Below are 13,170 nucleotides of genomic sequence, written 5' to 3'. Positions count from 1 at the left end.
TGAACGACGCCCCCGCCGTCGTGGGGGCGCATAACGAAAACGAGACGGAACGAGATCACTGCCCATGAGTCATGCAAGCCCGATCAGCGAGCTGGTGCGCCTGCCGGCCGCCGAGCTGGCCGAGCGCATCCGCGCACGCGATGTGTCCTGCCGCGAGGTGATGCTGGATTACCTGGCCCAGATCGAACGCTTCAACCCGGCGGTCAATGCGCTGGTCAGCCTGCAACCGGCCGAGGCCTTGCTGGCCCAGGCCGATGAACGCGATGCCGAGCTGGCGCGGGGCCTCTACCGGGGCTGGATGCACGGTCTGCCCCATGCGGTGAAGGACCTGTCGGCGGTCAGGGGCATCACCACCACCTACGGCTCGCCCTTGTTCCGCGACCACGTGCCGGCACGTGACGGCATCATGGCCGAGCGCCTGCGCGCGGCCGGGGCGATCTTCATCGGCAAGAGCAACACGCCGGAATTCGGCCTCGGCTCGCAGAGCTACAACCCGCTGTTCGGCGCTACCGGTTGCGCCTTCGACCCCACCCGCACGGCCGGCGGCAGCAGCGGAGGCGCCGCCGCTGCGCTGGCGCTGCACCTGGTGCCGGTGGCCGATGGCAGCGACATGATGGGCTCGCTGCGCAACCCGGCGGCGTTCAATAACGTCATCGGCTTCCGCCCGTCCCAGGGTCGCGTGCCCTTCGACGACAGCGCCGACCTGTTCTTCGACCAGCTCGGCTACGAGGGGCCGATGGGCCGCACCGTGCGCGACGTGGCCCTGCTGCTCTCGGTGCAGGCCGGTGGCGATGCGCGCGCACCGCTGTCCATCGCCGCTGGCGGCGAGGTTTTCGCCGGTTCGCTGCAGCGCGACTTCAGGGGCGCTCGCCTGGGCTGGCTGGGCGATCTCGACGGCCAGTTGCCGATGCAGCGCGGCGTGCTGGAACTGTGCCGCACCGCTCTGAAGGACTTCGAGGCGCTGGGCTGCGTGGTGGAGGAGACGAGCCTGGGCTTTTCCCGCGAGCGGCTCTGGGACACCTGGCTGACCCTGCGTCACTGGCTGGTGGCCGGCGGCCTGGCGGCGGCCTACGAGGACCCGGCGAAACGCGCATTGCTCAAGCCCGAAGCCTGCTGGGAGGTGGAAAACGGCCTGCGCCTGAGCGGCCAGCAGGTCTACCGCGCCTCGGCCGCCCGCAGCGACTGGTATCGCGTGGTGAGCCGGCTGTTCGAGCGTTTCGATTTCCTGTTGCTGCCCAGCGCCCAGGTCTTCCCCTTCGACAAGGCGCAGCACTGGCCTAAGGCGATCGAGGGCGTGGCGATGGATACCTATCACCGCTGGATGGAGGTGGTGATCCCCGGGACCCTGTCGGGCTGCCCGGTGGCCAACGTGCAGGCGGGGTTCAACACGGACGGCTTGCCGATGGGGCTGCAGATCATCGGCCCGCACCAGAAGGACCTGGCGGTGCTGCAACTGGCCCATGCCTACGAACAGGCCAGCGACTGGTTCCGCCGGCGTCCGTCGCCGTTGCTGGCGGCGGGCTGAGACGCCCGGAAAGAAAAGGGCCCGCTCCCGTTTCGTGGCGGGGCGGGCCCAGTACTGCCCGGTTGCCTAGCGGACCTTGACGACCACCTTGCCCACCGCCTTGCGCTGGCCGAGGGCATTGATGGCGTCGGCGGACTGCTCCAGCGGGAACACCTGGGAGACCAGCGGCTTGAGCTTGCCTTCGGCATGCCAGGCGAACAGTTGCTGGAAGTTGGCCAGGTTGTCCTGGGGCTGGCGCTGGGCGAAGGAGCCCCAGAACACGCCGACCACCGAGGCGCCCTTGAGCAGGGTCAGGTTCACCGGCAGCTCGGGGATGCGGCCGCTGGCGAAGCCGACCACCAGCAGGCGGCCGTTCCAGGCGATGGAGCGGATGGCCTCGTCGAACAGGTCGCCGCCGACCGGGTCGTAGATCACGTCCGCGCCCTGGCCGCCGGTCAGCTCCTTGACCTTCTCCTTGAGGCTGGACTCGCTGTAGTTGATCAGCAGGTCGGCGCCCGCGGCCTTGGCCACTTCCAGTTTCTCGGCGCTGCTGGCGGCGGCGATCACCCTGGCGCCCATGGCCTTGCCGATCTCCACCGCCGCCAGGCCGACGCCACCGGAGGCGCCCAGCACCAGCAGGGTCTCGCCCGGCTGCAGGTTGGCGCGCTGCTTGAGGGCGTGCATGGAGGTGCCGTAGGTCATGCCGAAGGCGGCGGCGGAATTGAAGTCGATGCCCTTGGGGATCGGCATCACGTTGTAGCCGGGCACGGCCACCTGCTCGGCGAAGCTGCCCCAGCCGGTCAGCGCCATGACCCGGTCACCGGGCTTGAGGTGGGTGATCTTCTCGCCGACGGCGGCGACGGTGCCGGCCGCTTCGCCACCCGGGGAGAAGGGGAACGGCGGCTTGAACTGGTACTTGCCTTCGATGATCAAGGTGTCGGGGAAGTTGACGCCGGCGGCATGCACGTCGATCAGCACTTCGTTCTTCTTCGGCTCGGGGCTGGCAACCTCTTCGAGCACCAGGGTTTCGGCTGGGCCGAAGGCTTTGCACAGGACGGCTTTCATGGACGCTTCCTCAACGTGGATGCCGGCGCGAAGGGCGCGGCAGGTTGGCCTGATGGCTTGGCAGTGTAGGTAGCCGGCCCGGTGGGTCAACGAGCATGGCCCGGCCTGATAGCCATGCATAAGCATCGGGCTTGGGCCGGCGCGCGGGTCTGGCTATGCTAGGCGGCATGCCTCCTCAGGAATGATCCCCGTGAAAACCACCCTCGCACTGCTGCTGGCCCTGCTCATCCCCTTCGCCGCCCTGGCCAACGAGGAGAAGGAAGAACCCAAGGAGGGCGAGGCTGCTGCCCCGAAGGTCGCCTATGTCGGCCTGACGCCGGCGCTGGTGGGCAACTACGGTGCGGGCCCCAAGCTCAAGTACTACAAGGCCGATATCTCCCTGCAGGTGGCCGGGGCGGACGCCGCCAAGTCGGTGGAGTACCACGAGCCGCTGATCCGCAATCAGCTGGTGATGCTGTTCGCCCAGCAGACCGACGAGAGCCTGGCCACGCCCGATAGCAAAGAGAAACTGCGCCAGGAGGCGCTCAAGCAGGTCCAGCAGGTGCTGCAGCAGGAAGAGGGCAAGCCGCTGGTGGACGACCTGCTGTTCAACAACCTGATCATCCAGCCCTGACCCGGGCTCGCGTTCAGCGCAGCGCGAGCACCGCCTGCCATTCCTCGTCGCGCACCGGCATCACCGAGAGGCGCGACCCCTTCTGCACCAGCGGCATCGCCTCCAGCGCGGCCTGGGCCCTCAGCGTCGCCAGCGGGATGACCGTCGGGAAGGCCTCGACGAACTCGACGTCCAGCGCGCTCCAGGGGTTCTTCTCGTGGCTGGCCTTGGCATCGAAGTAATGGCTGCCGGGGTCCAGCGCCGTCGGGTCCGGGTAAGTGGCGCCGACGATGCGGGCGATCCCGGCGATGCCCGGTTCCGGGCAGCTGGAGTGGTAGAAGAAGAACAGTTCGCCCTCTTGCATGGCACGCATGAAGTTGCGTGCCTGGTAGTTGCGCACGCCGTCCCAGCGCGCGCGGCCCAGCCGCTGCAGGTAGTGGATCGACAGTTCGTCGGGTTCTGATTTCATCAACCAGTAAGGCATGAACTTTGCTCCTGACGTCCGGTCCTTGTCGCGGACGAAAAATCATCAACTGGCCGACGGTCGGCTGGCGTCATAAATTGCGTGTTCCCCAGCGTTGCCGGAGAATGCCGCACTTTAAGCCGCAGACCACTCGCGGCCCATAACTAAAAGCAACCGCCGCAAGTCATCGCGGAACGTTTGCCTTGAAGGGGGAGGCAATCGATGAAACGCAAACCCGATCTTCTCTGGGTACTGGTCATACTCTTCGGCCTGGGCGTGGTTACCACGGGTTACACCCAGAGCCTGTGGGAGCAGCGCCAAGGCGCGCCTGTCAGCATCCAGCAGCCCTGATTCTCCGACGGCGCCGCAAGGAATGCGGTGCCGCCTCAGTTCCCGCGATACCAGTCCCCGTCCGTCACCGTCGCCTGCAGGCGCACGTCCCAGCTCGCCAAGGGCAACCGATCCACCTTCTGGCATTCATGGGCCAGGCCCAGCAGCGTCGGCTTCTGCCAATTTTTGCGCCGTGCGCGATAGGCCAGGCTGCGGTCGTAGAAACCGCCGCCCATCCCCAGGCGCCCGCCGTCCTCGTCGAATCCCACCAGCGGCAGCAGGACCAGGTCCAGCGTCCACACCGGGCGCTGCTGCGACCCATTGGCGCGGGGTTCGAGTATGCGGAAACGGTTGCGCACCAGTTTCTCGCCCGGACGCAGGCGCTGGAACACCATGCGCGTCGGTGGCCAGGCCTTGAGCACGGGCAGGTAGGTGGCCTTGCCGCGCTTCTGTGCCTCGCGCAGCAAGGGGCGCGGGTCGATCTCGCCGTCTTCCGGCAGGTACAGCGCCACATGGCGGGCACGGCGGAACAGCGGATGGTGGGCGAGCTGGCGGTAGAGGTCGCGGGCGGCGCGTTTCTGTTCGAGAGGGGAAAGCGTGCGGCGTGTCTGCCTGAGCAGGCGCCGCAGGGCCGGGCGGGAGAGAGTGCCGGCGCTGATCATGAAGGGTACGACTCCCCGGTTATGCCGCTGTCGGTTTAGCCCTTGAACCCGAAAGTTCAAGGTGGAGGTTGCAGGAGGCGTTAAGGCTTTCCGTCAGGCGGACATGCACACCGGCCCCACTTACAACCCCCGTGGTTGTGCGTATCGGCTCAGGGACATCACCGACTGGCAAACACACCAGGGAGCTGCCGGCGAGTATACCCCAAGAGAAGGCTCTGGCGTCAGGCTTCGTGACCATCCGGATCAGCGGCCAGGGCATGGTCGACACGCTCGAGCAGGTCGCGCACGCGCTCGCGGGTCGAGGTGGCTTCCTGGTCCAGGCGCTCCTGCTTGTGCAGCAGTTCGTGGGTGATGTTGAGGGCGGCCATCACGGCGACGCGGTCGGCGCCTATGACTTTGCCGCTGGTGCGGATCTCGCGCATCTTGCCGTCGAGGTAGCGGGCGGCGCTTTCCAGGTTGGCGCGCTCGTCCGAGGGGCAGGCGATGCAGTATTCCTTGTCGAGGATGTGGACGGTGACGGTGTTCGGCTGGGTCATGAATCCTGCTCCAGGGCTTTCAGGCGCGAAATCATCGCTTCGACCTTCAGCCGGGCCATTTCGTTCTTTTCGATCAGATGAGCGCGTTCTTCTTTCCAGGCCTTTTCAGCCGCCTGCAGTTGCCGGTTTTGCGACTTGAGCTGCTCAACGCGCTGGATCAGGAGCTCCAGCTTGGCGGTGAGGGCTTGCAGTTCCGCGTCTTCCATGGGCTCTCTACTTGGGCGATGAATGGTTGGACTATATAGGATCGGCCCGATCCAGGGTCAAACCCGTCGGCGGCGGTCGATGGTCTTGGCGCGCGTGCCGATGCTAGGATACGAGGCCGTCATTCTAGTGATTGCGCCCTCTGGCGCCTAGCCACCCATGCCCAGTTCCAATTCCCCGTATTCCGCCTTCGCCACCCTGCTCGCCACCAGCGGTCAGCCCGTCTCTCCCGCCGAGCTTCACGGCCTCCTGCTGGGGCGCAGCTGCGCCGGCGCGGGCTTCGACGCCGAGCCCTGGCTGGAGGATGCCGCCGAGCTGCTCGGCAGCGCCCCGCAGGACAACCTGCGCCAGGCCCTGATCGGCCTGCAGGAGATGGTCAAGGACGAACTCACCGGCAGCGAGATGGCCGTCGTGCTGCTGCTGCCCGACGACGAAACGCCGCTGGCCGACCGCGCCGCCGCCCTCGGCCAGTGGTGCCAGGGCTTCCTCGGCGGCTTCGGCCTGACCGCACGCGAAGGCGCGCTGTCCGGCGAGGCGGTCGAAGTGCTCCAGGATCTTGCCTCCATCGCCCAGGTGCAGAGCGCCCTGGAAGACTCCGAGGACGGCGAGACCGACTATATGGAAGTGATGGAGTACCTGCGCGTGGCGCCCCTGCTGCTGTTCAGCGAGTGCGCCAGGAAGCCCGCGCCGGTGGCTCCGGCGCCGAAAACCTCTCTGCATTGAACCCGCGTCACGGGCGCATGGGCGCCCCTTGTAAGGAGCGCGCATGACCCGTATCCCGAAGTCCGAATTCGCCCGTCGTCGCAAGGCCCTCATGGCGCAGATGGTGCCCAACAGCATCGCCATCCTGCCTGCGGCGCCGGTGCACATCCGCAATCGCGACGTCGAGCACGTGTACCGCCAGGACAGCGACTTCCAGTACCTCAGCGGCTTCCCCGAGCCCGAAGCGGTGCTGGTGCTGATCCCCGGGCGCGAGCACGGCGAATACGTGCTCTTCTGCCGCGAGCGTGACCCCGAGCGCGAGCTGTGGGACGGCCTGCGTGCCGGCCAGGATGGCGCCATCAGCGAATACGGCGCCGACGACGCGTTCCCCATCGGCGACATCGACGACATCCTCCCCGGCCTCATCGAGGGGCGCGAGCGCGTCTACTACTCCATCGGCACCAATCCCGAGTTCGACCAGCACCTGATGGAGTGGGTCAACGTGATCCGTTCCAAGGCCCGCCAGGGCGCCCAGCCGCCGAACGAGTTCGTCGCCCTCGACCACCTGCTGCACGACATGCGCCTGTACAAGTCGGCGGCCGAGATCAAGGTCATGCGCGAGGCCGGCGAGGTCTCCGCCCGCGCCCACGTGCGCGCCATGCAGGCCGCCCGCGCCGGCCTCTACGAATACAGCCTGGAAGCCGAGCTGGAATACGAGTTCCGCAAGGGCGGCGCGAAGATGCCGGCCTACGGCTCCATCGTCGCTGCCGGCAAGAACGCCTGCATCCTCCACTACCGCGAGAACGACGCGCTGCTCAAGGACGGTGACCTGGTGCTGATCGACGCCGCCTGCGAGCTCGACTGCTACGCCAGCGACATCACCCGCACCTTCCCCGTCAGCGGCCGCTTCAGCCCCGAGCAGAAGGCCATCTACGAGCTGGTGCTGGCCTCCCAGGAAGCCGCCTTTCTCGAGATCGCCCCCGGCAAGCACTGGAACGAAGCCCATGAGGCCACCGTGCGCGTGATCACCGCGGGCCTGGTCGAGCTCGGCCTGCTGCAGGGCGATGTCGACGAGCTGATCGCCAGCGAAGCCTACAAGCCCTTCTACATGCACCGCGCCGGCCACTGGCTGGGCATGGACGTGCACGACGTCGGCGAATACAAGGTCGGTGGCGAATGGCGCGTGCTGGAACCCGGCATGGCCATGACCGTCGAGCCGGGCATCTACATCGCCGTCGACAACCAGGACGTGCCGAAGAAGTGGCGCGGCATCGGCGTGCGCATCGAGGACGACGTGGTGGTGACCAAGAAGGGCTGCGAGATCCTCACCGGTGGCGTACCCAAGACGGTCGCCGAAATCGAGGCCCTGATGGCCGCCGCACGAACCGAGGCCGCGTGATGCAACGTACCCAACTGGCGATCATCGGCGGCGGCCTCGTGGGCGCCAGCCTGGCCCTGGCCCTGCAGGAAGGCGCCAAGGCGCGCGGCTGGAAGATCACCCTGATCGAACCCTTCGCCCCCGGTGACAGTTACCAGCCCAGCTACGACGCGCGCTCCTCGGCGCTGTCGTTCGGCACCCGGCAGATCTACGAGCGCCTCGGCCTGTGGCAGGCCATCGCCCGCCGCGCCGAGCCCATCCTGCAGATCCACGTGTCCGACCGTGGCCGCTTCGGCGCCGCGCGCCTGGCCGCCATCGAGGAGGGCGTCCCGGCGCTTGGCTACGTGGTGGAGAACGCCTGGCTCGGCCAGTGCCTCTGGCAGGCGCTGGACGCCGAGGTGGTGAGCTGGCGCTGCCCCGCCGAAGTGGTGCGCATGGAGCCCCTGGCGGACGGCTATCGCCTCAGCCTCAACGATGAAACCCAGCTCGACTGCGACCTGGCGGTACTGGCCGACGGCGGCCGCTCCGGGCTGCGCGAGCAACTGGGCATCGGCGTCAAGCGCAACCCCTATGGGCAGACCGCGCTGATCGCCAACGTCAGCCCGATGGAAGCCCATCGCGGGCAGGCCTTCGAGCGCTTCACCGACGAAGGCCCGATGGCCCTGCTGCCGCTCGCGGAAAACCGCTGCGCGCTGGTCTGGACCCGTCCGGGCAAGGACGCCGAGCGTCTTTCCCGTCTCGACGACCGCGCCTTCCTCGCCGAACTGCAGGCAGCCTTCGGTTATCGCCTGGGCGCCTTCGGCCAGGTGGGCGCGCGGCACCTCTACCCGCTGACCCTGGTGGAAGCCGAGGAGCAGGTGCGCGCCAACCTCGTGGTGCTCGGCAACGCCGCCCACAGCCTGCACCCCATCGCCGGCCAGGGCTACAACCTGTCCCTGCGCGACACCGTGGCCCTGGCCGAGACGCTGCTGGCCAGCACGGCGCCCCTGGGCGATTTCGCCACCCTGCAGGGCTACCTCGACAGCCAGCGCCTGGACCAGGACCTCACCGTCGGCTTCTCCGACCAGGTGACGCGCCTGTTTTCCAACAAGGAGCCGCTGCTGGCCACCGGGCGCAACCTGGGCCTGCTGGGGCTCGACCTGCTGCCCCCGGCCAAGCGCTGGTTCGCCCGCCAGGCCATGGGCCTGGGCACCCGCCCCCTCTGAGCCGCGCGATGCAGGACCGTCGAATGGCGCGCAAGGCGCGCTTCCTGCGCTGGGCGCTGAACATCTACCCGCCCTACCTCGGTGCGGGTGTGCGCGTGCGGCAGATCAGCGCAGACTTCCGTCTGGTACGAGTCAAACTGGCGCTGGGCTGGTACAACCGCAACTACGTCGGCACCCAGTTCGGCGGTTCGCTCTACAGCATGACCGATCCCTTCTTCATGCTGATGCTGATGAACCTGCTCGGACGCGACTACATCGTCTGGGACAAGGCCGCCAGCATCGACTTCGTCTCCCCCGGCAAGGGCCCGGTCTACGCCGAGTTCCGCATCGACGACGCGCTGCTGGCGCGCATCCGCCAGCACACCGCCGATGGTGAAAAATACCTGCCCGAGCTGCACGTCGACGTGCGCGACGGTGAAGGCACCCTGGTCGCCAGGGTGCACAAGACCCTCTATGTGCGGCTCAAGCCGCGCGCGCGGCAAGCCGCCTAAGGAATGCACATGCAAGCGGATCTGATCATCGTCGGTGCCGGCATGGTGGGCAGTGCCCTCGGCCTGGCGCTCAAGGACAGCGGCCTGGAGATCATCCTGATCGACGGCAGCCCCCTGAGCATCAAGCCCTTCGACGCCGAGGCCGCCTTCGAGCCACGGGTCAGCGCCCTGTCCGCCGCCAGCCAGCGCATCCTCCAGCGCCTCGGTGCCTGGGACGGCGTCGCCGCGCGCCGCGCCAGCCCCTATGGCGAGATGCAGGTCTGGGACGGCTCCGGCACCGGCAACATCCAGTTCTCCGCCGCCAGCGTGCATGCCGAGGTGCTTGGCCACATCGTCGAGAACCGGGTGATCCAGGAAGCCTTGCTGGAGCCGCTGCACGACAGCGGCGTCGGCCTGCTGCCCAACGCCCGCCTGGAGCGCCTGCGGCGTTCCGGCGACGACTGGCTGCTGACCCTGGTGGATGGCCGCGAGCTGCGCGCCCCGCTGGTGATCGCCGCCGACGGTGCCAATTCCGCCGTGCGCCGCCTGGCCGGCTGCGCCACCCGCGAGTGGGATTACCTGCACCACGCCATCGTCACCAGCGTGCGCTGCGAACAGCCGCACCGCCGCACCGCCTGGCAGCGCTTCACCGACGACGGGCCGCTGGCCTTCCTGCCGCTGGATCGCCAGGGCGACGAACACTGGTGCTCCATCGTCTGGTCCACCACGCCCGAGCAGGCCACGCGCCTGATGGCCCTGGACGACGAGGCTTTCCGCGTCGAGCTGGGCAAGGCCTTCGAGCATCGCCTGGGCCGCATCGAGGCCGCCGATCCGCGCCTGTGCATCCCGCTGCGCCAGCGCCACGCCAAGCGCTACGTGGAGCCGGGCCTGGCCCTGGTCGGCGATGCCGCCCACACCATCCACCCGCTGGCCGGGCAGGGCGTCAACCTCGGCTTCCTCGACGCCGCGGTGCTGGCCGAGGTGCTGCTGCACGCCCATGGCCGTGGCGAGCGCCTGGCCGATGAGCGCGTGCTCAGCCGCTTCGAGCGCCGGCGCATGCCGCAGAACCTGGGGATGATGGCGGCGATGGAAGGCTTCCAGCGCCTGTTCCAGGCCGACCCGCTGCCGCTGCGCTGGCTGCGCAACGCGGGGCTCGACCTGGTCGACGGCTTGCCCGAGGCCAAGGCCCTGTTCGTGCGCCAGGCCCTGGGCCTTTCCGGCGACCTGCCGGAGCTCGCCCGCGTCTGACCTCCCCGGGTCGCGCGCGCGGCCCGGGCGAAACACCTCGTCATACAAAGCGCCGTCGGATGCCAACTGAGGTTGATTATCATCTGACTCCTTTTGTCCATCGCGAGGCATTCGCAAATGAAGGCGCGCAATTCCCTGCTCACGCTCCTGGCCGTCGGCCTGGGCGCTACCTCCGTCCAGGCAGCCGATGAAGTGGTGGTCTATTCGTCGCGAATCGACGAGTTGATCAAGCCGGTGTTCGATGCCTATACCGCGAAGACCGGCGTCCCCATCAGGTTCATTACCGACAAGGAAGCCCCGCTGATGCAGCGCATCAAGGCCGAGGGCGAGAACGGCGTGGCCGACCTGCTGCTCACCGTCGACGGCGGCAATCTCTGGCAGGCCGAGCAGATGGGCATCCTGCAGCCCTTCAGCTCCCCCACCATCAAGGCCAACATCCCCGCGCAGTACCGCTCCGGCACCGACAGCTGGACCGGCCTCTCGCTGCGCGCGCGCACCATCGTCTACTCCACCGAGCGGGTGAAGCAGGAGGAGCTCTCCACCTACGAGGCCCTGGCCGATTCCAAATGGGAAGGCCGCCTGTGCCTGCGCTCTTCGAAGAAGGTCTACAACCAGTCGCTGACCGCCACCCTGATCGAGGCGCGCGGCGCCACCGAGGCCGAGAAGGTGCTCAAGGGCTGGGTCGCCAACCTGGCCACCGACCCCTTCGCCGACGACAACGCGGTGATCCAGGCGGTGGACGCCGGCCAGTGTGACGTGGGCATCGTCAACACCTATTACTACGGGCGCCTGCATCAGCAGAATCCGCAGCTGCGCGCCAAGCTGTTCTGGCCCAACCAGGCCGACCGTGGCGTGCACGTCAATCTCTCCGGCATCGGCCTGACCCGCCACGCGCCTCATCCCGAGGCGGCCAAGGCACTGGTGGAGTGGATGACCACCCCCGAGGCGCAGAGCCTGTTCGCCGGGGTCAACCAGGAATTCCCGGCCAACCCGTCGGTGCAGCCGTCGGCCGAAGTGGCCGCCTGGGGCGCCTTCAAGGCCGACGACGTACCGGTGGAAATCACCGGCAAGCGCCAGGCCGAAGCCATCCGCATGATGGACCGGGTGTCCTGGAACTGACCCACGCCGGGGCGCTCCCCGGTGGGCGCCCCTCGCCACCCTACTCCCGCCCGGTCGAGAACCCCGCTTGAAGCGTCCCGCCCTGCGCCGCTGGTATCCCATCACCTTCGCCATCGCCGCCCTGGTGCTGCTGCCGCTCTGCGTGCTGCTGCTGTCCTGGCACGAGGTGGACCGGGAGATCTGGGCGCACCTGTGGGACACCCAGTTGCCACGCCTCCTGGGCAACAGCCTGGTGCTGGTGCTCGGCGTCGGCTGCGGGGTGACGCTGCTGGGCGTCAGCCTGGCCTGGCTCACCAGCCTGTGCGAGTTCCCCGGCCGGCGCTGGCTGGACTGGGCGCTGATGCTGCCCTTCGCCATCCCCGCCTACGTGCTGGCCTTCGTCTTCATCGGCCTGTTCGACTTCGCCGGCCCGGTGCAGAGCCTGCTGCGCGAAGGGTTCGGCAGCGGCGTGCGCCTGCCCCGGGTGCGTTCCACCGGCGGGGTGATCACCGTGCTGGTGCTGGTCTTCTACCCCTACGTCTACCTGCTGGCGCGCAGCGCCTTCCTGGCTCAGGGGCGGGGGCTGATGGAGGCCGCGCGCACCCTGGGGCTGACGCCCTGGCAGGCGTTCTGGCGCGTCGCCCTGCCCATGGCGCGACCGGCCATCGGCGCCGGGCTGGCCTTGGCGATCATGGAGACCCTGGCCGACTTCGGTGCGGTCTCGGTGTTCAACTTCGACACCTTCACCACCGCCATCTACAAGACCTGGTACGGCTTCTTCAGCCTCGGCAGCGCGGCCCAGCTGGCCAGCCTGCTGTTGCTCGGCGTGTGCTTGGTGCTCTATGGCGAGCGCCGCGCGCGTGGCGTCACCCGCCCGGCCAGCGAACGGCCCCGTGGCGCCGCCCTCTATCACCTGCGTGGCGCCCGGGCCTGGGCGGCCAGCGCCTGGTGCGGCCTGGTGTTCGCCTGCGCCTTCGTGATCCCCCTGCTGCAACTGCTCGTCTGGTGCTGGCAGCGCGGTCGCTTCGACCTCGACGAGCGCTACCTGGGGCTGATCCTGCACAGCCTCTACCTGGGCGCGATGGCGGCGCTGATCACCGTTGCGGTCGCCTTGCTGCTGGCCTTCGCCCGGCGCCAGGAGCCGAACCGGCCGATCCGCTTGGCGGTGGGCCTTGCCAACCTCGGCTACGCCCTGCCGGGCTCGGTGCTGGCGGTGGCCATCATGCTCGCCTTCAGCTGGCTCGACCGCGAACTGGTGGTGCCCGTGTCCGTGCTGCTCGGCGGGGCCGGCAAGCCGCTGCTGCTGGGCAGCCTGACCGCGCTGCTGCTGGCCTACCTGGTGCGTTTCATGGCGGTGGCCCATGGGCCGCTGGAGAGTGCCCTGTCACGCATCCGCCCGTCACTGCCGGAGGCCGCGCGCAGTCTCGGCGTCGGTGGCCCTCGCCTGTTCCTGCGGGTCTACCTGCCGCTGCTGGTACCCGGTGCCCTGAGCGCGGCGCTGCTGGTGTTCGTCGATGTGCTCAAGGAGATGCCCGCCACCCTGCTGATGCGTCCGTTCGGCTGGGACACGCTCGCGGTGCGCATCTTCGAGATGACCAGCGAGGGCGAATGGGCCCGCGCTTCGCTGCCCGCCTTGAGCCTCGTGCTGGTGGGGCTGCTGCCGGTGGTCGGCCTGATCCGCCGTTCCGCCCGGGGTTTCGGGCGCTGAAACAT

At 68.4% G+C, this 13,170-nt stretch carries 15 protein-coding genes and 1 other RNA gene; 10 read left to right on the top strand and 6 right to left on the bottom strand.

The window, feature by feature from the left end:
- Positions 1 to 64: 64 nt before the first annotated feature.
- Positions 65 to 1,525, top strand: coding sequence for an amidase (locus WFQ67_RS01295; protein WP_213627721.1), 1,461 nt, complete (start codon positions 65 to 67; stop codon positions 1,523 to 1,525).
- Between the two features lie 66 nt (positions 1,526 to 1,591).
- Here WFQ67_RS01295 and WFQ67_RS01290 read toward each other — a convergent pair whose 3' ends face one another.
- Positions 1,592 to 2,569 (bottom strand): NADPH:quinone oxidoreductase family protein, encoded by a 978-nt coding sequence (locus tag WFQ67_RS01290; RefSeq protein WP_213627723.1) that lies wholly within the window; start codon positions 2,567 to 2,569, stop codon positions 1,592 to 1,594.
- Positions 2,570 to 2,759: 190 nt separating this feature from the next.
- Here WFQ67_RS01290 and WFQ67_RS01285 point away from each other — a divergent pair, with 190 nt between their 5' ends.
- Entirely contained in the window at positions 2,760 to 3,182 is a 423-nt protein-coding gene (locus WFQ67_RS01285; protein WP_173176660.1) for a flagellar basal body-associated FliL family protein, read from the top strand.
- A 13-nt stretch (positions 3,183 to 3,195) separates the two neighbouring features.
- Here the strand turns inward: WFQ67_RS01285 and WFQ67_RS01280 are convergent, their stop codons facing one another.
- A complete protein-coding gene (locus WFQ67_RS01280) occupies positions 3,196 to 3,645 on the bottom strand; it encodes an EVE domain-containing protein (protein ID WP_337055998.1) in 450 nt (149 codons plus the stop codon).
- Between the two features lie 201 nt (positions 3,646 to 3,846).
- Between WFQ67_RS01280 and WFQ67_RS01275 the strand changes: the two genes are divergently transcribed.
- Positions 3,847 to 3,975, top strand: a complete 129-nt coding sequence (locus tag WFQ67_RS01275; protein WP_021218212.1) for a hypothetical protein — start codon at positions 3,847 to 3,849, stop codon at positions 3,973 to 3,975.
- A gap of 35 nt (positions 3,976 to 4,010) precedes the next feature.
- Here WFQ67_RS01275 and WFQ67_RS01270 read toward each other — a convergent pair whose 3' ends face one another.
- The 4 genes from WFQ67_RS01270 to WFQ67_RS01255 all read right to left on the bottom strand — a co-directional run bounded on the left by WFQ67_RS01270 (position 4,011) and on the right by WFQ67_RS01255 (position 5,358).
- Complete coding sequence (locus tag WFQ67_RS01270; RefSeq protein ID WP_337055997.1) at positions 4,011 to 4,616, bottom strand: 5-formyltetrahydrofolate cyclo-ligase; 606 nt, start codon at positions 4,614 to 4,616, stop codon at positions 4,011 to 4,013.
- Positions 4,617 to 4,624: 8 nt separating this feature from the next.
- Positions 4,625 to 4,803: non-coding RNA, 6S RNA (ssrS, locus tag WFQ67_RS01265), on the bottom strand.
- A gap of 34 nt (positions 4,804 to 4,837) precedes the next feature.
- Positions 4,838 to 5,152: a cell division protein ZapA gene (locus tag WFQ67_RS01260; protein WP_111261123.1), complete on the bottom strand. Its 315-nt coding sequence runs from the start codon at positions 5,150 to 5,152 to the stop codon at positions 4,838 to 4,840.
- The gene (locus WFQ67_RS01255) at positions 5,149 to 5,358 is read right to left on the bottom strand and encodes a TIGR02449 family protein (RefSeq protein WP_111261122.1); all 210 of its coding nucleotides are present in this window, start codon (positions 5,356 to 5,358) and stop codon (positions 5,149 to 5,151) included. Before WFQ67_RS01255 ends, WFQ67_RS01260 begins: the two co-directional genes overlap by 4 nt.
- A gap of 157 nt (positions 5,359 to 5,515) precedes the next feature.
- On the opposite strand from WFQ67_RS01255, the gene WFQ67_RS01250 reads away from it, so the two are divergent.
- The 7 genes from WFQ67_RS01250 (at position 5,516) to WFQ67_RS01220 (ending at position 13,165) form a co-directional block, all read left to right on the top strand.
- Positions 5,516 to 6,079, top strand: a complete 564-nt coding sequence (locus WFQ67_RS01250; protein WP_111261121.1) for a YecA/YgfB family protein — start codon at positions 5,516 to 5,518, stop codon at positions 6,077 to 6,079.
- A 43-nt stretch (positions 6,080 to 6,122) separates the two neighbouring features.
- Positions 6,123 to 7,457 (top strand): Xaa-Pro aminopeptidase, encoded by a 1,335-nt coding sequence (gene pepP / locus WFQ67_RS01245; protein WP_173176648.1) that lies wholly within the window; start codon positions 6,123 to 6,125, stop codon positions 7,455 to 7,457.
- The gene (ubiH, locus tag WFQ67_RS01240; RefSeq protein WP_213627725.1) at positions 7,457 to 8,641 is read left to right on the top strand and encodes a 2-octaprenyl-6-methoxyphenyl hydroxylase; all 1,185 of its coding nucleotides are present in this window, start codon (positions 7,457 to 7,459) and stop codon (positions 8,639 to 8,641) included. Before pepP ends, ubiH begins: the two co-directional genes overlap by 1 nt.
- A gap of 8 nt (positions 8,642 to 8,649) precedes the next feature.
- Entirely contained in the window at positions 8,650 to 9,132 is a 483-nt protein-coding gene (locus WFQ67_RS01235) for a DUF4442 domain-containing protein (RefSeq protein WP_213627727.1), read from the top strand.
- Positions 9,133 to 9,141: 9 nt separating this feature from the next.
- A complete protein-coding gene (locus tag WFQ67_RS01230; protein ID WP_337055996.1) occupies positions 9,142 to 10,359 on the top strand; it encodes a 2-octaprenyl-3-methyl-6-methoxy-1,4-benzoquinol hydroxylase in 1,218 nt (405 codons plus the stop codon).
- A gap of 117 nt (positions 10,360 to 10,476) precedes the next feature.
- On the top strand, positions 10,477 to 11,478 hold the full coding sequence (locus tag WFQ67_RS01225; RefSeq protein ID WP_213627731.1) for an extracellular solute-binding protein: 1,002 nt from the start codon (positions 10,477 to 10,479) through the stop codon (positions 11,476 to 11,478).
- Between the two features lie 67 nt (positions 11,479 to 11,545).
- On the top strand, positions 11,546 to 13,165 hold the full coding sequence (locus WFQ67_RS01220; protein ID WP_337055995.1) for an ABC transporter permease: 1,620 nt from the start codon (positions 11,546 to 11,548) through the stop codon (positions 13,163 to 13,165).
- Positions 13,166 to 13,170 lie beyond the last annotated feature (5 nt).

Source organism: Pseudomonas sp. USHLN015 (genome assembly GCF_037153275.1).
Taxonomy (GTDB): domain Bacteria; phylum Pseudomonadota; class Gammaproteobacteria; order Pseudomonadales; family Pseudomonadaceae; genus Metapseudomonas; species Metapseudomonas tohonis.
Note: the sequence above shows the minus strand (reverse complement) of the source record. Positions and strands in the feature narration are given on the sequence as shown.